This window comes from Streptomyces venezuelae ATCC 10712 (assembly GCF_008639165.1).
Lineage (GTDB): Bacteria > Actinomycetota > Actinomycetes > Streptomycetales > Streptomycetaceae > Streptomyces > Streptomyces venezuelae.
The window spans coordinates 6,655,357-6,671,305 of sequence record NZ_CP029197.1; the positions used below are offsets into that span (position 1 = coordinate 6,655,357).

Below are 15,949 nucleotides of genomic sequence, written 5' to 3' on the forward strand. Positions count from 1 at the left end.
CCGTGAGCACCGGCATACCCTCCTTCACCGGCGACGCCAGCCCTTACGGCGGTGGCGACCCCTACGCCGACTACCGGACGGCCGACTTCCCCTTCACCCAGTACGCCGACCTCGCCGACCGCCGCCTCGGCGCGGGCGTGATCGCCGCCAATGACGAGTTCTTCGCCGAGCGCGAGAACCTGCTCAAGCCCGAGGCCGCCGAGTTCGACCCCGAGCACTTCGGCCACAAGGGCAAGATCATGGACGGCTGGGAGACCCGCCGCCGCCGCGGTGTCTCCGCCCAGCAGCCGCACCCCACCCACGACGACCACGACTGGGCCCTCGTACGGCTCGGCGCGCCCGGCGTCGTCCGCGGCATCGTCGTCGACACCGCCCACTTCCGCGGCAACTACCCCCAGGCCGTCTCCGTCGAGGCCGCCTCCGTCCCCGGCTCGCCCTCGCCCGAGGAGCTCCTCGCCGACGACGTGAAGTGGACGACGCTCGTCCCGCGCACCGCCGTCGGCGGCCACGCCGCCAACGGCTTCGCCGTCGACGTCGAGCAGCGCTTCACCCACCTGCGCGTCAACCAGCACCCCGACGGCGGCATCGCCCGCCTCCGGGTGTACGGCGAAGTCGCCCCCGACCCGGCCTGGCTCGGCGTCCTCGGCACCTTCGACCTCGCCGCCCTGGAGAACGGCGGCCAGGTCGAGGACGCCTCCGACCGCTTCTACTCCCCGGCGACCAACACCATCCAGCCCGGCCGTTCCCGCAAGATGGACGACGGTTGGGAGACCCGCCGCCGCCGCGACAAGGGCAACGACTGGATCCGCTACCAGCTCGTCGCCGAGTCCGAGATCCGCGCCGTCGAGATCGACACCGCGTACCTCAAGGGCAACAGCGCCGGCTGGGCCGCGCTCTCCGTCGCCGCCGAGGGCTCCGAGGACTGGACCGAGATCCTGCCCAGGACCCGCCTCCAGCCCGACACCAACCACCGGTTCGTGCTCGACACCCCGGCGGTCGGCTCCCGCGTCCGGATCGACATCTACCCGGACGGCGGCATCTCCCGTCTCCGCCTCTTCGGCTCCCTCACGGAGACCGGCGCGGCCCGGCTGCGCGCCCGCCACCAGGAGCTGGGCGGGTAGCCGTCTCCGTATCGGCGGATCGGTCGGGGACACGCCCCCGGCCGCCCCATGAACTGGGCGGGTCACGACACCCCGCCCGGCCCGCGAGGGCGCACCGGCCCGACAGCACCGGTGCGCCCTCGCCGCACTTCTCCGGGCCGTTGCCGCACGCGCCGTCAGGCCGCAGGCCCCCGTGTCATGCCGCAGGCCCCCATGTCAGGCCGCACGCTCTGTCACGCCGCAGGCCCTGAGACGCCGCCTGCCCGTCACACCGCAGGCCCCTTCACGCCGCCTGCCCCCTCACGCCGCATACCCCCCGTCCACCGCGAACTCCGCGCCCGTCACGTACCTGCCCTCCGGGCCCGCCAGGAACGCGACCGTCGACGCCACCTCCTCCGCCGTGCCGAAGCGGCCCAGCGCCGTCAGCGTCGCCTGACCCTCCGCGTACGGGCCGTCCGCCGGGTTCATGTCGGTGTCGATCGGGCCCGGGTGGACGAGGTTCGCCGTGATGCCGCGACCGCCCAGCTCCCGCGCCAGACCCTTCGTCAGGCCGATCAGGGCCGTCTTGCTCAGCGCATACAGCACCCCGCCGGGGCCGGGGACCCGCTGGGCCATGCAGCTGCCGATCGTGATGATCCGGCCGCCCTCCGGCAGGCGCCCGGCCGCCGCCTGGGAGGCCAGGAAGACCGCCCGGACGTTCACCGCGAGGACCCGGTCCACCTCCGCGAGGGGCAGGGCGTCCAGCGGGCCGAGGACGCCGACGCCGGCGTTGTTCACCAGGACGTCGAGCCGCCCCAGGGCGTCCGCCGCCCACTCCACCGCGCCCGCCGCGTCCCCCGCGTCGGCCGCGTCCGCGCGAAGGGGCAGCGCCTTCTGCCCGGTCGCCTCGATGCGCGCGGCGACCTCCTTGGCGCGCGCCTCGTCCTTGACGTAGGTGAAGGCGACGTCGGCGCCCTCCCGGGCGAGCCGGACGGCCGTGGCCGCGCCGATCCCGCGGCTGCCGCCCGTCACCAGAACCGCCGTGCCGTTCATCGTGGACATCCCGTTACCTCCGTGGACAGAAAGTCATGAGTGGTTGCGGGTTCAATGAAAGTCGTCGGCGTCTGCGAAGGCTGGCGGGAATCGGACGCCGACCCGGTCGGCCGGGAGCGGACCGGTTCACCGAGGCGCGGCCGGCCCGGTCACCGATGAGTTCCGCCGGGCGGCGCGGTCGGTACTGCTGAGACACGATGGACCGGAGACGAAAGGGCACCACCATGGCCACGCTCAGCCTCACCCAGTTCCTGACCCTCGACGGCGTCCACCAGGCCCCGGGCGGCCCGGACGAGGACACCAGCAGCGGCTTCACGCACGGCGGCTGGTCCGTGCCGTACGGGGACGAGGACTTCGGACGGTTCATGGACGAGGTCTTCACTCGGCCGACCGCGTTCCTCCTCGGGCGCCGCACGTACGACATCTTCGCCGGTTACTGGCCGAAGCAGACGGACCCCGCGAACCCGATCGCCACCAAGCTCAACGCCCTTCCCAAGTACGTCGCCTCCACCACCCTCGACTCCGTCGACTGGGAAGGGGCCACTCTGCTGCGCGGGAACGTCGTCGAGGAGGTCGCGGCGCTCAAGGAGCGCACCGAAGGCGAGATCCAGATGCACGGCAGCGCCGGTCTCGCCCGGACCCTGCTCGACCACGATCTGATCGACACGATGCACCTCCTGGTCTTCCCGGTGATCCTCGGCACCGGCCTGCGCCTCTTCGCCGAGGGCGTCCGCCCGACGGCCTTCCGGCAGACCGACGCACGGACCACCGCCGCGGGCGTCGCCATCGGCACGTACGAGCTCGTGGGCCGCCCCCAGTACGGCAGCTACGTCTGACAGGCAGCTCCGTCTGACAGGTAGCTCCGTCCGACGGGCAGCTCCGTCCGACGGACGCGGGCCCCCGAAACGTGTAGCCACCACACGCCCGCCCGGGTACCGTGATCGCTCCGTGTGCGAGCCGTCGAAGTCTCCACCCCGCCATCACCGTTGGAGACTCCGGCCGCCATGTCAGCTTCGCCGTCGATCACCGCCCCCGTGTCCCTCGACGCCCCGCGCCGGGCCTGGCTCACCGACCTGCCCGTCCTGCTCGTCGCCGTCGTCTGGGGAACCAGCTACCTCGCGGCCAAGGGCATCACCACCACCCACACCGTCATCGCCGTCCTCGTGCTGAGGTTCGCGGTAGTGCTGCCCGTCCTGGTCGTCGCCGGGTGGGCCAGGCTGCGGGCCCTGACCGCCGCCCAGTGGCGCGGCGCCGCGACGCTGGGCCTGATCCTCAGCGGGATCTTCCTCCTGGAGACGTACGGCGTCGTCCACACCTCCGCGACCAACGCGGGCCTGATCATCAGCCTCACCATGATCTTCACCCCGCTCGCCGAGGCGGCGGTCACCCGGGTCCGGCCGCCCCGGGCCTTCCTCGGCGCCGCCGGGCTCTCCGTCCTCGGCGTCGTGCTCCTCACCCAGGGCGGCGGCTTCACCACCCCCTCGCTCGGCGATCTGCTGATGCTGCTCGCCGCCCTCGCCCGTACCGTCCACGTCCTGGCGATGTCCCGGATCACGGCGGTCCGTTCGGCCGACTCGCTCTCCCTCACCACCGTGCAGCTCGGCTCCGCCGTCGCCGTCTTCGCCGTCATCGCGGCCTTCCCCGGCACCGGCGACTCGCCCTGGGCGGTGGCCCTCGACTTCGGTCCCCGCGAGTGGGCGGGCCTGCTGTTCCTCTCCGTCTTCTGCACGCTGTTCGCGTTCTTCGTGCAGATGTGGGCGGTCCGCCGGACCTCTCCGTCCCGGGTCAGCCTCCTGCTCGGTACGGAACCGCTCTGGGCCGCCGCCGCGGGCATCGCCCTCGCCGGCGACCGGCCCGGCGTCCTCGGCCTCGCGGGCGCGATCCTCGTGCTCGCGGGCACCAGTTGGGGCCGCAGGTCCGCCGACCGGAGCGCCGGGTAGGTTCTTCGACCATGCGTTCACTCAGCTACGACAACGACTTCCGCGCCCGGGCCCGCCGCACCCAGGGCTGGGGCCTCGGCCTGCTCACGGTCGCCGCGCTGCTCTGGGTCTGGGCCGGCGTCCTGCTCCTCACCCCGTACGAGGACGGTGACGGCGGCGGCAGCCCCTGCCCCGCCCTCCTCACCAGTGAGTACGTCCACGACGAGGAGTGCGTCGAGGCCCGGGACTGGCCCGGCATGCTCGCCCTGGTCGGCGGGTCCGTCCCGCTCGCCGTGATCGGCGGCGTCCTCTACACCAGCGGCGCCGTCTCCCACCGGATGTCCGAGCACCTGGCCGAGGTGACCCGGCTCAACACGGCGAAGGGCTGAGCCGCCGCGTCCACCCGAGGGTGCCGCCGCGGGACGTCCACCCGGACGTCCCGCCGCGGCGGTCCCGCCGGCCCGTCAGGACTTCTTCGCCACCCGGTCCGACAGGATCATGAGGACCAGGCCGAGCACCGCGATCACGATGTTGGTGAACAGCTCACGGCCCTCCAGGAACCACACGTTGTCCGTGAGGAACCCGGTCACGCCGAAGAGCCCGAACCAGCCGTCCGTCAGGTCGCGCACCACCCCGGCCACACCGAAGAGAGCGAGCAGGAAACCGGTGACCTCCAGAAATTTCTTCATGTGATGATCATGGCGCGGCCGGTCGGCCGCCCGCGTCCGCCGTGGGTCCACGGGCGCCGCGACCGAAGTATCGACCTCCGCGACTTCGGTAGCCGACAGCGCCGTTCATGCTCCGCGCACCGCCCCCACCTGCGTACATTGCGGATATGACTCGCACGGACCGGCAGCGCTGGCTGCTCCCCTCCCACCTGGTCGAACCGGGCGGGAGCGGGGCGCCGCGACCTCGCCGTACCGTCCGCGACTGGATCGTGGACACCTCCCTCTTCCTGCTCGCCGCCTTCGTCGGCCTCATCGCCGCCGACACCAGCGCGCAGTACACCAGCGAGGCCGTCACCCTCGTCGACCAGCTCCTCGGCGCCGCCGGCTGCTGCGCCCTCTGGCTTCGCCGCCGCTGGCCCGTCGGGCTCGCGGTCGCCCTCGCACTGCTCAACGTGGTGGCACCGGTCGCCGCCGGCGCGCTCCTCGCGAGCCTGTTCAGCGTCGCCGTACGCAGGCCCTTCCGGGAGGTCGCGGCCATCGGGGCGCTCGCCGTCGCCGCCTCCACCGCGCAGGCCTTCATCCGGCCCGACCCCACCACCAACACCGGGCTCTCCATCGCCCTCGGGTTCACCCTCATCCTGCTCGTCACGGCGTGGGGCATGCTCGTCCGCTCCCGCCGCCAGCTCGTCGAGGCCCTCAGGGAGCGCGCCCGCCGCGCCGAGGCCGAGGCCGAGCTGCGCGCCGCCCAGGCCCAGCGGCTGGCCCGCGAGGCCATCGCCCGCGAGATGCACGACGTCCTCGCCCACCGGCTCACCCTGCTCAGCGTGCACGCCGGAGCCCTGGAGTTCCGGCCCGACGCACCGCCCGAACAGGTCGCCCGGGCCGCCGGGGTGATCCGCGACAGCGCCCACGAAGCCCTCCAGGACCTCCGCGAGATCATCGGCGTCCTGCGCGCGCCCGGCGAGGGAGGCGAGGCCGGCGACCGGCCACAGCCCACCCTCGCCACCCTCGACGCGCTGATCGAGGAGTCCCGCGAGGCCGGGGCGGACGTCCATCTCGACACCACCGTCGGCGACCCGGCCGCCGTGCCCGCGGCGACCGGCCGCACCGTCTACCGGATCGCCCAGGAAGGCCTCACCAATGCCCGCAAGCACGCCCCGGGCACCACGGTCACCGTCACCGTGCGCGGCCGTCCCGGCGAAGGCCTGACCGTCGACATCCACAATCCGGCACCGGCCGGACCCGTCCCGCACGTCCCCGGTTCCGGCCAGGGACTCATCGGACTCACCGAGCGCGCGGCCCTCGCCGGCGGCCGGATGGACCACGGGCCCGCCCCCGACGGCGGCTTCGCCCTCCACGCCTGGCTACCGTGGCCCCCATGACCATCCGGCTGCTCATCGTCGACGACGACCCCCTGGTCCGCGCGGGCCTCACCCTGATGCTCGGTGGAGCCGAGGGCCTCGAGATCGTCGGCGAGGGCGCCGACGGCGGCGAGGTCCCCGAACTCGTCGCCCGGTACGCCCCCGACGTCGTCCTCATGGACATCCGCATGCCCGAGGTGGACGGGCTCACCGCCACCGAACGCCTCCGCGGCACGCCCGGCGCGCCCGAGGTCGTCGTCCTCACCACCTTCCACGCCGACGAGCAGGTGCTGCGCGCCCTGCGGGCCGGCGCCGCGGGCTTCGTCCTCAAGGACACCCCGCCGGCCGAGATCGTCGCCGCCGTGCGCCGGGTGGCCGCCGGGGACCCGGTGCTCTCCCCGGCCGTCACCCGGCAGTTGATGACCCATGTCGCCGGGCAGCCGGAGCGGACGCCGCGGACCGCGGCCGCCGGCCGGCTCGGTGAACTCGCCGACCGCGAGCGGGAGGTGGCCGTCGCCGTCGGCCGCGGTCTGTCCAACGCGGAGATCGCCACCGAGCTGTACATGAGCGTGCCGACGGTCAAGACCCATGTGTCGCGGGTGCTCGCCAAGCTCGGCCTCAACAACCGCGTCCAGATCGCCCTCCTGGTCCACGACGCGGGACTCCTCGAAGAGGACGGCCAGAAGTGATCGTTTCGACGGCAGGTCTGTCCGATAGCCTTCGGTGATGTCCGTCATCGAACTGGGGGAGTACGGCGCGGACTTCACCGCGAATCCGTACCCCTACTACGCGAAACTCCGCGAAGCGGGACCCGTCCACGAGGTCCGGATGCCCGACGGCTTCCAGTTCTGGCTGGTCGTCGGCCACGAGGAGGGGCGCGCCGCACTCGCCGACCCCCGGCTCGCCAAGTCCCCCTCCGTGATCGGCGTACGGCCGCCGGAGGAGGACATCATCGGCGTCCACCTCCTCGCCGCGGACGCGCCCGACCACACCCGGCTGCGCCGCCTGGTCACCGGTGAGTTCACCGGCCGTCGGGTGGAGGGCCTGCGCCCCCGCATCCAGCAGCTGACCACGGAGCTCGCCGACGCCATGGAACCGGCAGGCCGTGCCGACCTCGTCGACGCCTTCGCCTACCCGCTGCCGATCATCGTCATCTGCGAGCTCCTCGGCGTCCCCGCCGAGGACCGCGACACCTTCCGCCGCTGGTCGAACCAGCTGGTCACGCCCACCGGCGACCAGGAGTTCGGCCAGGCGATGGTGGACTTCGCGGCCTATCTCGACGCGCTCATCGAGGACAAGCGGGCCGCCGGACCCACCGACGACCTGCTCTCCGCCCTGATCACCGCCCGCGCCGAGGACGGCGACCGGCTCTCCGGCCCCGAACTCCGCGCCATGGCCTATCTGCTGCTCATCGCGGGCCACGAGACCACCGTCAACCTGATCGCCAACACCGTCCGCAACCTGCTCACCCACCCCGAGCAGCTCGCGGCCCTCCGCGCCGACCCGGACCTCCTGGACGGGACGATCGAGGAGTCCCTGCGGTACGACGGACCGGTGGAGACCGGCACGTTCCGCTTCACCCGGGAGGCCGTCACCATCGGCGGGCGGGAGATCGCGGCGGGCCAGTACGTGCTCGTCGGCATCGGGGCGCTCGACCGCGACCCCGCCCGCTTCCCCGACCCCGACCGCTTCGACATCCGCCGGGACACCCGCGGCCACCTCGCCTTCGGCCACGGCATCCACTACTGCCTGGGCGCCCCGCTGGCCCGCCTGGAGGGCCGGATCGCCCTCCGTACCCTCCTCGACCGCTTCCCGGACCTGGAACTCGACCCGGAGGGCGAGCCCTGGGAATGGCTCCCCGGCCTCCTGATGCGCGGCGTCCGACACCTCCCGGTCAGGTGGTGACCGGCGCTCCAGGCACCCTCGCCTACCGCGACGGCACCTCGTCGACCCGCACCGGCCGCCGCTCCCGCCGCGAGGCCTCGCAGGCCTCGGCGATCCGCAGCGCCGCCAGGGCCTCACGTCCGTCGCAGGCGTTGGGGCCCTCGCCCCGGACCAGCCGGACGAAGGCGTCGAGCTCCGCCTCGTACGCCGGGCCGAACCGCTCAAGGAAGCCCGGCCAGGGCTTCCCCGGCGGGGCCGGCGCCCACGGCTCCACCGAGACGAGCGGGGTGCGGTCGTCCAGGCCCACCGCGATCTGGTCCCGGTCGCCCGCAAGCTCCATGCGGACGTCGTACCCGGCGCCGTTGCACCGGGTCGCCGTCGCCGTGACCAGCGTCCCGTCGTCCAGGGTGAGCAGCGCGGCGGCCGTGGACACGTCCCCGGCCTCCCGGAACATCGCGGGGCCCGCGTCCGAGCCCGTCGCGTACACCTCCGTCACCTCCCGCCCGGTCACCCAGCGCACGACGTCGAAGTCGTGCACCAGACAGTCCCGGAAGAGCCCGCCGGAGAGCGGCAGGTACGCGGCGGGCGGCGGCTCGGCGTCCGAGGTCGCCGCCCGTACGGTGTGCAGCCGGCCGAGCCGCCCCGAGCGCACCGCCTCCCGCGCCGCCCGGTACCCGGCGTCGAAGCGCCGCATGAACCCCAGCTGGAGCTCCGTCCCCGCCTCCGCCACAGCCGCGAGCGCCGCCGTCGTCCCCGGCACGTCCAGGGAGATCGGCTTCTCGCAGAAGGCCGGAAGACCGGCGGACGCCGCCCGCGCGATCAGCTGCGCGTGCGCGGCCGTCGCCGAGGCGATCACCACGGCGTCCAGGGCGTGCCCGAACAGCGCCTCGACGTCCGGGGCCGCCACCGCGCCCAGCGCGCCCGCGACCCCGGCCGCCCGCGCGGCGTCCGCGTCCGCCACGACCAGCGACTCGACCTCCGGGTGGCGGGCCAGCACACCCGCGTGGAAGCTCCCGATCCGGCCCGTACCGATGAGTCCGATGCGCATGGCCCCACCGTGGAGGCCCCCGTCCCCGGTGTCAAGGATTTGTCAGGACAACCGGACGTCACGACTTCCCGTCATCAGCGCACCGGGCTACGCTCCCCCCGTGTCCAAGCAGTCCGGATCCGCCCTGCCCCCGCTCTCCGTGGACCGCACAAGCCCGGTCCCGCTCTACTTCCAGCTGGCCCGGCAGCTGGAGAGCGCCGTGGAGAACGGCACGCTGACCCCGGGCACCCTCCTCGGCAACGAGATCGACCTCGCCACCCGCCTCGGCCTCTCCCGCCCCACCGTCCGCCAGGCCATCCAGACCCTCGTCGACAAGGGCCTCCTCGTCCGCCGCCGGGGCGTCGGCACCCAGGTCGTGCACAGCACCGTCCGCCGCCCCCTGGAACTGAGCAGCCTCTACGACGACCTGGACGCCGCCGGACAGCTCCCCGCCACCCGGGTCCTGGTCGACCGCCTCGAACCCGCCACCGGCGAGGTCGCCGCCGCCCTGCGGGTCCCCGAGGGCAGCGAGGTCCGCTACCTCGAACGGCTCCGCACCGCGCACGGCGAACCCATGGCGTACCTGCGCAACCACCTGCCCGCCGGGCTCGTCGACCCGGGCACCGAACGCCTGGAGACCACCGGCCTCTACCGGCTGCTCCGCTCCGCCGCGGTCACCCTGCACAGCGCCCGCCAGGCCGTCGGCGCCCGCGCCGCGACCGCCGCAGAGGCGGCGCTGCTCGACGAGCGGGAGGGCGCCCCGCTCCTGACGATGGAACGCGTCACCTTCGACGACACCGGCCGCCCCGTCGAGTACGGCTCCCACCTCTACCGCGCCGACCGCTACTCCTTCGAGTTCCAGCTGATGGTCCGTCCGTAACCCGGGGCGGCCCCCCTGCCGAGCCGTACGACCCGCATGACCGATACTGCAATGCACGACTGCAATGCATGCAAAGGACACAAAGGAGGGCACGGCCTCGTGACCAGGCTTCGGACAGGAGGGGTACGCGCCGTCGTCGGCGCCGTGCTCGCGCTCGCACTCACAGGGGCGCTCGCCGGGTGCAGCAGCACCGGCGGAAAGCGGGCCGAGGACGCCCGCAAGGCCGCCGAGGCCCAGGGCAGGGCGGCCGTCGACACCCCCCGCTGGACCGTCGCCATGGTGACCCACTCGGGCGACGGCGACACCTTCTGGGACATCGTCCAGAAGGGCGCCAAGCAGGCCGCCGCCAAGGACAACATCAACTTCCTGTACGCCCACAGCGACGAGGCCCAGCAGCAGGCGCAGCTGATCGACTCGTACGTCGCCAAGGGCGTCGACGGACTGATCGTCACCCTCGCGAAGCCCGACGCCATGAAGGCCGCCGTCGAGAAGGCCGTCAAGGCCGGCATCCCGGTGATCACCGTGAACTCGGGCGCCGAGCAGTCCAAGGCCTACGGCGCCCTCACCCACATCGGCCAGGACGAGACCGTCGCCGGCGAGGCCGTCGGCGAGGAACTCGACAAGCGCGGCAAGAAGAAGGCGCTCTGCGTCCTGCACGAGCAGGGCAACGTCGGCCACGAACAGCGCTGCGCCGGAACGAAGAAGACCTTCGGCGGCGAACTGGTCAACCTCTACGTCGACGGCACCAATATGCCCGACGTGAAGGCCTCCATCGAGGCCAAGCTCCAGTCCGACAAGGACGTCGACGCCGTCGTCACCCTCGGCGCCCCCTTCGCCGACGCCGCCGTCCAGGCCGCGAAGAGCGCCGGGAGCAAGGCCGAGATCGACACCTTCGACCTCAACGCCAAGGTCGCCACCGCCCTCCAGGCCGGCACCCTCGGCTTCGCCGTCGACCAGCAGCCCTACCTCCAGGGCTACGAGGCCGTCGACCTGATCTGGCTCTACCGCTACAACGCCAACGTCCTCGGCGGCGGCAAGCCGGTCCTCACCGGCCCGCAGATCATCACCAAGGACGACGCCGCCAAGCTCGTCGAGTACGCGGAGCGTGGCACCCGATGAGTTCCCCCACGGGCGCGCCGGGCATCGACCACGTCGACGAGCGGCTCCTGCGCACCACCCCGCTGAAGAAGCTGCTCGCCCGCCCGGAGCTCGGCTCGGTCGTCGGCGCGGTCGCCGTCTTCGTCTTCTTCGCGGTCGTCGCCGACAGCTTCCTGAAGCCCTCCAGCCTCGGGACCGTCCTCTACGCGGCCTCCACCATCGGCATCATGGCCGTCCCCGTCGCGCTGCTCATGATCGGCGGCGAGTTCGACCTGTCCGCCGGTGTCCTGGTCACCAGCTCCGCCCTGGTCTCCTCGATGTTCAGCTACCAGATGACGGCGAACGTCTGGGTCGGCGTCGGCGTCTCGCTGCTCGTCACCCTGGCCATCGGCGTCTTCAACGGCTTCATGCTGACCCGTACGAAACTGCCCAGCTTCATCATCACGCTCGGCACCTTCCTCATGCTGACCGGCCTGAACCTCGGCCTCACCAAGCTGATCAGCGGCACCGTCTCCACCAAGACCATCGCCGACATGGAGGGCTTCTCCTCCGCCCGCAAGCTCTTCGCCTCCCAGCTGACCATCGGCGGCGTCGAGTTCAAGGTCACCATCCTGTGGTGGCTCGGCCTGGTCGCGCTCGCCACCTGGATCCTGCTCCGCACCCGCTTCGGCAACTGGATCTTCGCCGTCGGCGGCGGCGCCGACGCGGCCCGCGCGGTCGGCGTCCCCGTCTACCGCACGAAGATCGGCCTCTACATGGGCGTGGCCTTCTGCGCCTGGATCTCCGGCCAGCACCTGCTGCTCTCCTTCGACGTCGTCCAGTCCGGCGAAGGCGTCGGCAACGAGCTGATCTACATCATCGCGGCCGTCATCGGCGGCTGTCTGATCACCGGCGGATACGGCTCCGCCATCGGCTCGGCGGTCGGCGCGCTGATCTTCGGCATGACCAGCAAGGGCATCGTGTACGCCGAGTGGAACCCGGACTGGTTCAAGTTCTTCCTGGGAGCGATGCTCCTCCTGGCGACCCTGCTGAACGCCTGGATCCGCAAGCGCGTGGAGGCCACCAAGTGACGACCGAAGCCCCCGCGCTCGTCGAGCTCGACGACGTCAGCAAGTACTACGGCAACATCCGCGCCCTCGAAGAGGTCTCCCTGGAGGTCCGCTCCGGCGAGATCACCTGCGTCCTCGGCGACAACGGCGCCGGCAAGTCCACCCTCATCAAGATCGTCGCCGGCCTGCACCGGCACGACGCCGGCACCTTCCGCGTCGAGGGCGAGGAGGTCACCCTCGCCAACCCGCGCGACGCCCTCGACCGGGGCATCGCCACCGTCTACCAGGACCTCGCCGTCGTCCCGCTCATGCCCGTCTGGCGGAACTTCTTCCTCGGCTCCGAGCCCACCAAGGGCTCCGGTCCCTTCAAGCGGCTCGACGTCGGCCTGATGCGGCGGACCACCCGCGAGGCGCTGCTCCGCATGGGCATCGACCTGCGCGACGTCGACCAGCCCATCGGCACCCTGTCCGGCGGCGAGCGCCAGTGCGTGGCCATCGCCAGGGCCGTCCACTTCGGCGCCAAGGTCCTCGTCCTCGACGAGCCGACCGCCGCGCTCGGCGTCAAGCAGTCCGGCGTCGTCCTGAAGTACGTCGCCGCCGCCCGCGACCAGGGCCTCGGCGTGGTCCTCATCACCCACAACCCACACCACGCCTACCTCGTCGGCGACCGGTTCGTCCTGCTCAAGCGCGGAGTCATGGCCGGCAGCCACACCAAGGGCTCCGTCACGCTCGACGAGTTGACCCGGCAGATGGCCGGCGGCACCGAGCTCGAGGACCTCCGCCACGAACTGGAGCGGCCCTCCGGACCGTGACGGACGCGCCGCGATCACACGGCCCCTTCACACCCCACCTGGCAGAATCGGAGCCGATGAGTACCTACCGTGACCTCGCCCACCGGGGATCGGCCCGGGGCACCGTGCTGCGGACCGTCGGCACCCGGGAGCGGCGCTCCCACCTGACGGCGCCCCGGGTGCCGACCGTCGGCATCGACATCGGCGGTACGAAGGTGATGGCCGGTGTCGTCGACGCCGACGGCAACATCCTGGAGAAGCTCCGCACGGAGACCCCGGACAAGTCCAAGAGCCCCAAGGTCGTCGAGGACACCATCGTCGAACTCGTCCTCGACCTCTCCGACCGGCACGACGTGCACGCCGTCGGCATCGGCGCGGCCGGCTGGGTCGACGCCGAGCGCGCCACCGTCCTGTTCGCCCCGCACCTCGCCTGGCGCAACGAACCCCTCCGCGACGCCCTCCAGGGCCGCCTCGCCGTCCCCGTCATGGTCGACAACGACGCGAACACCGCCGCCTGGGCCGAATGGCGCTTCGGCGCCGGACGCGGCGAGGACCACCTGGTCATGATCACCCTCGGCACCGGAATCGGCGGCGCCATCCTCGAGGGCGGCCAGGTCAAGCGCGGCAGGTACGGCGTGGCCGGCGAGTTCGGGCACATGCAGGTCGTCCCCGGCGGACACCGCTGCCCCTGCGGCAACCGCGGCTGCTGGGAGCAGTACAGCTCCGGCAACGCCCTGGTCCGCGAGGCCCGCGAGCTGGCCGCCGCCGACTCCCCGGTCGCGCACGGGATCATCGAACGGGTCAAGGGCAACGTCCCCGAGATCACCGGACCGCTCATCACCGAGCTCGCCCGCGAGGGCGACGCCATGTGCATCGAGCTCTTCCAGGACATCGGCCAGTGGCTCGGCGTCGGCATCGCCAACCTCGCCGCCGCCCTCGACCCCTCCTGCTTCGTCATCGGCGGCGGCGTCTCGGCCGCCGACGACCTCCTCATCGGCCCCGCGCGGGACGCCTTCCGCCGCCACCTCACCGGCCGCGGCTATCGCCCCGAGGCCCGCATCACCCGCGCCCAGCTCGGCCCCGAGGCGGGCATGGTCGGCGCCGCCGACCTCGCCCGGCTCGTCGCCCGCCGCTTCCGCCGCGCCAACCGGCGCCGCGTCGAGCGGTACGAACGGTACGAGCGCTACGCCCAGGCCCTGCGCAACGGGACCTCGGGCCGGACCCCCCGTACCCCCGAGGACCCGCCTTCATGACCCTGCCCCACCCGTCCGGCCCGCCGCCCGAACCCCAGGGGAAGCTCCCCGAGGACCGTCGGCACATGATCCGCCGCCGCTGGCTCACGGCCGTCATCATCGTGCTGCTCGTGGGCATCCCGGCCGGCTACCTCGTGATCTCCGCCGGACAGAGCCGTGACAGCGGCCGCGACAAGGAACGCGAGTCCTCGGCCGCCGGCCTCCAGGCGAACTGGCCCTCGCTGATGAAGCGCCGGGTCTTCGAGGTCCCGGTCCCCGCCGGGGCCTGGGACGTCGCCTACTACGAGACCAGCAACTGGAAGACCAGCAGGCTGTACGTCCAGTTCACGACGACCGCCACCGGCCTCGACACCTTCCTGGCCGAGTCCGGCACCTCCCGCGCGGCCCTCACGTCGGGCCGCATCACCGTCGCGGAGCGGGACGCCGACATCGCGGGCTGGAAGTTCGTCGAGGGCATGAACTGGGCGGGCACGACGGTCAAGCGCGAGGAGCCGCGCCCGGCGACCGACATCACGGTCGACCTCACCGAGCCCGCCTTCCCGCGCGTGTACGCGGTGTCGACGACGAGCCCCTGAGAGCGGGCAGGGTCTCCGGCCGGCACCGGCCGCCGGGCGTCTCAGCGGCAGTCGCGCCGGTCGGCCGAGCGGGCCATGAACTGCCGGTGCGTCCGGACCATGTCCCGCTCCTGCCCCGGCGTCATCCCCTCCAGGCGGACCCGGCCCGCCGCCTCCGCCCCGGGGTGGGCGAAGAGGAACAGCAGCCGGGGGAAGTGCGTCAGGAGCGCGTCGACCAGGCGCGCGTCCGGCGGCTGCCGGAGCACGACGGTGAACGGCCCCGACTCCGCCTCGTGGCGGGCCAGCTCGCCGCTCAGCTCGTCGTCCCCGCACCCCGAGTCCAGATAGAACTCCTCGATCAGCAGCGCGCGGATGTCCGCCACGATCCCCTCGACGTACCCCGGCACGTCGAGGCGCGGCCCCGGCCTGCACACCGTCCACGGCTCGGGCGTCTCGCTCGCCCTGCGGACGTACATGTCGGGTGTCTCCCCCAGCTCGGCCGGGAGCAGCGCGACCCGCTCGCCGGCACCCAGCGCCACCCCGCGCAGCCGCTCGGCGTCGGTCTTCGGCACCCGGGCGTAGGGCACGACCACATCGACGATGTCCGCCCGTTCCGTGGCCTGCCTGACCTGCGGGAGGAGACCCTTCAGCGCGACCCGCATCGGGCAGGCGTCTCCCGGGCCCCGCACCGGGCGCTCGGTGAGGAGCCCCTGGGCGACCCGGTGGCGGGAGTGGTCGGTCGCATGGGCCAGGGTCGGGACGCCGAGGACCGTAGCGGCCTCCTCGAGAACGACGGACGGGACGTCGGACATCCGGCCGGCGACGAACGCGGTGACCTCGGGGTACGGCACCGCGCCGAGCCGCTCGGCCAGGGGGAGGAGACTGGCGGCGATCTTCGGCGGCGGCTTCGCCGGTCCGGCCTTGGCGGACCAGTCGACCATGTCGAAGCGGCCGAGGTTCAGCTTCTTGAGCCCGCTGTCGGCGAGGTGGCTGCGCCGTACGCCGGGCAGGAGGACGGGAAGTATCAGGAACGCGTCCTCGCTCGCCACCTTCCGCGCGGTGGCGACGATCGCCTCCTCCAGCACGTAGTGCGAGACCAGGGCGTGGGGGGAGATCAGGATGACCATCCCGTGGGAGGTCATGATCTCCTTGAGGACCTCCTGGTGCCACTCGTCGCCGCCGTTCAGGAACGCCCTGTCGACCACGGGGTCGAAGCCGCTGTCCTTGAGGTGGCTCTCCAGCGACTCCAGATAGCGCCGGCACTGGCAGCCGCTCTCGACGGTGCACTTGGAGGAGCTGTGACTGAGGAAGATCCGAGGACGACGTACCACCG

Annotated in this window: 17 protein-coding genes; 13 read left to right on the forward strand and 4 right to left on the reverse strand. The window is 72.7% G+C overall.

Annotation, left to right across the window (positions count from 1 at the left end; all coding sequences use genetic code 11):
• Positions 1-2: 2 nt before the first annotated feature.
• The gene (gene alc / locus DEJ43_RS30615) at positions 3-1,121 is read left to right on the forward strand and encodes an allantoicase (RefSeq protein ID WP_015037292.1); all 1,119 of its coding nucleotides are present in this window, start codon (positions 3-5) and stop codon (positions 1,119-1,121) included.
• Positions 1,122-1,400: 279 nt separating this feature from the next.
• Here the strand turns inward: alc and DEJ43_RS30620 are convergent, their stop codons facing one another.
• The gene (locus DEJ43_RS30620) at positions 1,401-2,141 is read right to left on the reverse strand and encodes an SDR family NAD(P)-dependent oxidoreductase (RefSeq protein WP_015037293.1); all 741 of its coding nucleotides are present in this window, start codon (positions 2,139-2,141) and stop codon (positions 1,401-1,403) included.
• Between the two features lie 215 nt (positions 2,142-2,356).
• On the opposite strand from DEJ43_RS30620, the gene DEJ43_RS30625 reads away from it, so the two are divergent.
• The 3 genes from DEJ43_RS30625 to DEJ43_RS30635 all read left to right on the forward strand — a co-directional run bounded on the left by DEJ43_RS30625 (position 2,357) and on the right by DEJ43_RS30635 (position 4,440).
• On the forward strand, positions 2,357-2,968 hold the full coding sequence (locus DEJ43_RS30625; RefSeq protein ID WP_041663069.1) for a dihydrofolate reductase family protein: 612 nt from the start codon (positions 2,357-2,359) through the stop codon (positions 2,966-2,968).
• A gap of 168 nt (positions 2,969-3,136) precedes the next feature.
• Complete coding sequence (locus tag DEJ43_RS30630) at positions 3,137-4,072, forward strand: DMT family transporter (RefSeq protein WP_015037295.1); 936 nt, start codon at positions 3,137-3,139, stop codon at positions 4,070-4,072.
• An 11-nt stretch (positions 4,073-4,083) separates the two neighbouring features.
• Complete coding sequence (locus DEJ43_RS30635; RefSeq protein ID WP_015037296.1) at positions 4,084-4,440, forward strand: hypothetical protein; 357 nt, start codon at positions 4,084-4,086, stop codon at positions 4,438-4,440.
• Positions 4,441-4,515: 75 nt separating this feature from the next.
• On the opposite strand, the gene DEJ43_RS30640 is transcribed toward DEJ43_RS30635, so the two are convergent.
• Positions 4,516-4,740: a hypothetical protein gene (locus tag DEJ43_RS30640; protein WP_015037297.1), complete on the reverse strand. Its 225-nt coding sequence runs from the start codon at positions 4,738-4,740 to the stop codon at positions 4,516-4,518.
• A 146-nt stretch (positions 4,741-4,886) separates the two neighbouring features.
• Between DEJ43_RS30640 and DEJ43_RS30645 the strand changes: the two genes are divergently transcribed.
• The 3 genes from DEJ43_RS30645 to DEJ43_RS30655 are packed head-to-tail and all read left to right on the forward strand — an operon-like array spanning position 4,887 to position 7,985.
• On the forward strand, positions 4,887-6,101 hold the full coding sequence (locus DEJ43_RS30645; RefSeq protein WP_015037298.1) for a sensor histidine kinase: 1,215 nt from the start codon (positions 4,887-4,889) through the stop codon (positions 6,099-6,101).
• Positions 6,098-6,769 carry a response regulator gene (locus tag DEJ43_RS30650; RefSeq protein WP_015037299.1) on the forward strand — a complete coding sequence of 224 codons (672 nt, stop codon included), beginning with the start codon at positions 6,098-6,100 and terminating at the stop codon, positions 6,767-6,769. Before DEJ43_RS30645 ends, DEJ43_RS30650 begins: the two co-directional genes overlap by 4 nt.
• Positions 6,770-6,806: 37 nt before the next feature.
• Entirely contained in the window at positions 6,807-7,985 is a 1,179-nt protein-coding gene (locus DEJ43_RS30655) for a cytochrome P450 family protein (protein ID WP_041663070.1), read from the forward strand.
• A gap of 22 nt (positions 7,986-8,007) precedes the next feature.
• Here the strand turns inward: DEJ43_RS30655 and DEJ43_RS30660 are convergent, their stop codons facing one another.
• On the reverse strand, positions 8,008-9,012 hold the full coding sequence (locus DEJ43_RS30660) for a Gfo/Idh/MocA family protein (RefSeq protein WP_015037301.1): 1,005 nt from the start codon (positions 9,010-9,012) through the stop codon (positions 8,008-8,010).
• Between the two features lie 100 nt (positions 9,013-9,112).
• Between DEJ43_RS30660 and DEJ43_RS30665 the strand changes: the two genes are divergently transcribed.
• From DEJ43_RS30665 to DEJ43_RS30690, 6 genes are all read left to right on the forward strand, one after another.
• Positions 9,113-9,871 (forward strand): GntR family transcriptional regulator, encoded by a 759-nt coding sequence (locus tag DEJ43_RS30665; RefSeq protein ID WP_069202184.1) that lies wholly within the window; start codon positions 9,113-9,115, stop codon positions 9,869-9,871.
• A gap of 99 nt (positions 9,872-9,970) precedes the next feature.
• On the forward strand, positions 9,971-10,990 hold the full coding sequence (locus DEJ43_RS30670; RefSeq protein WP_015037303.1) for a sugar ABC transporter substrate-binding protein: 1,020 nt from the start codon (positions 9,971-9,973) through the stop codon (positions 10,988-10,990).
• Positions 10,987-12,039 (forward strand): ABC transporter permease, encoded by a 1,053-nt coding sequence (locus DEJ43_RS30675; RefSeq protein WP_015037304.1) that lies wholly within the window; start codon positions 10,987-10,989, stop codon positions 12,037-12,039. The genes DEJ43_RS30670 and DEJ43_RS30675 overlap by 4 nt, the downstream gene beginning before the upstream one ends.
• Positions 12,036-12,830: an ATP-binding cassette domain-containing protein gene (locus DEJ43_RS30680; protein WP_015037305.1), complete on the forward strand. Its 795-nt coding sequence runs from the start codon at positions 12,036-12,038 to the stop codon at positions 12,828-12,830. Before DEJ43_RS30675 ends, DEJ43_RS30680 begins: the two co-directional genes overlap by 4 nt.
• A gap of 56 nt (positions 12,831-12,886) precedes the next feature.
• Positions 12,887-14,062 carry an ROK family glucokinase gene (locus tag DEJ43_RS30685; RefSeq protein WP_015037306.1) on the forward strand — a complete coding sequence of 392 codons (1,176 nt, stop codon included), beginning with the start codon at positions 12,887-12,889 and terminating at the stop codon, positions 14,060-14,062.
• The gene (locus DEJ43_RS30690; protein ID WP_015037307.1) at positions 14,059-14,637 is read left to right on the forward strand and encodes a hypothetical protein; all 579 of its coding nucleotides are present in this window, start codon (positions 14,059-14,061) and stop codon (positions 14,635-14,637) included. Before DEJ43_RS30685 ends, DEJ43_RS30690 begins: the two co-directional genes overlap by 4 nt.
• Before the next feature lie 41 nt (positions 14,638-14,678).
• Here DEJ43_RS30690 and DEJ43_RS30695 read toward each other — a convergent pair whose 3' ends face one another.
• On the reverse strand, positions 14,679-15,947 hold the full coding sequence (locus DEJ43_RS30695) for a toll/interleukin-1 receptor domain-containing protein (protein ID WP_015037308.1): 1,269 nt from the start codon (positions 15,945-15,947) through the stop codon (positions 14,679-14,681).
• Positions 15,948-15,949: the final 2 nt, after the last annotated feature.

Coding starts and splice junctions, on each gene's coding strand:
- DEJ43_RS30655 (WP_041663070.1), top strand. CDS start 6,807: ATGTCCGTCATCGAACTGGGGGAGTACGGCGCGGACTTCACCGCGAAT.
- DEJ43_RS30620 (WP_015037293.1), bottom strand. CDS start 2,141: ATGTCCACGATGAACGGCACGGCGGTTCTGGTGACGGGCGGCAGCCGC.
- DEJ43_RS30650 (WP_015037299.1), top strand. CDS start 6,098: ATGACCATCCGGCTGCTCATCGTCGACGACGACCCCCTGGTCCGCGCG.
- DEJ43_RS30625 (WP_041663069.1), top strand. CDS start 2,357: ATGGCCACGCTCAGCCTCACCCAGTTCCTGACCCTCGACGGCGTCCAC.
- DEJ43_RS30660 (WP_015037301.1), bottom strand. CDS start 9,012: ATGCGCATCGGACTCATCGGTACGGGCCGGATCGGGAGCTTCCACGCG.
- DEJ43_RS30685 (WP_015037306.1), top strand. CDS start 12,887: ATGAGTACCTACCGTGACCTCGCCCACCGGGGATCGGCCCGGGGCACC.
- DEJ43_RS30640 (WP_015037297.1), bottom strand. CDS start 4,740: ATGAAGAAATTTCTGGAGGTCACCGGTTTCCTGCTCGCTCTCTTCGGT.
- DEJ43_RS30635 (WP_015037296.1), top strand. CDS start 4,084: ATGCGTTCACTCAGCTACGACAACGACTTCCGCGCCCGGGCCCGCCGC.
- DEJ43_RS30675 (WP_015037304.1), top strand. CDS start 10,987: ATGAGTTCCCCCACGGGCGCGCCGGGCATCGACCACGTCGACGAGCGG.
- DEJ43_RS30690 (WP_015037307.1), top strand. CDS start 14,059: ATGACCCTGCCCCACCCGTCCGGCCCGCCGCCCGAACCCCAGGGGAAG.
- DEJ43_RS30630 (WP_015037295.1), top strand. CDS start 3,137: ATGTCAGCTTCGCCGTCGATCACCGCCCCCGTGTCCCTCGACGCCCCG.
- DEJ43_RS30645 (WP_015037298.1), top strand. CDS start 4,887: ATGACTCGCACGGACCGGCAGCGCTGGCTGCTCCCCTCCCACCTGGTC.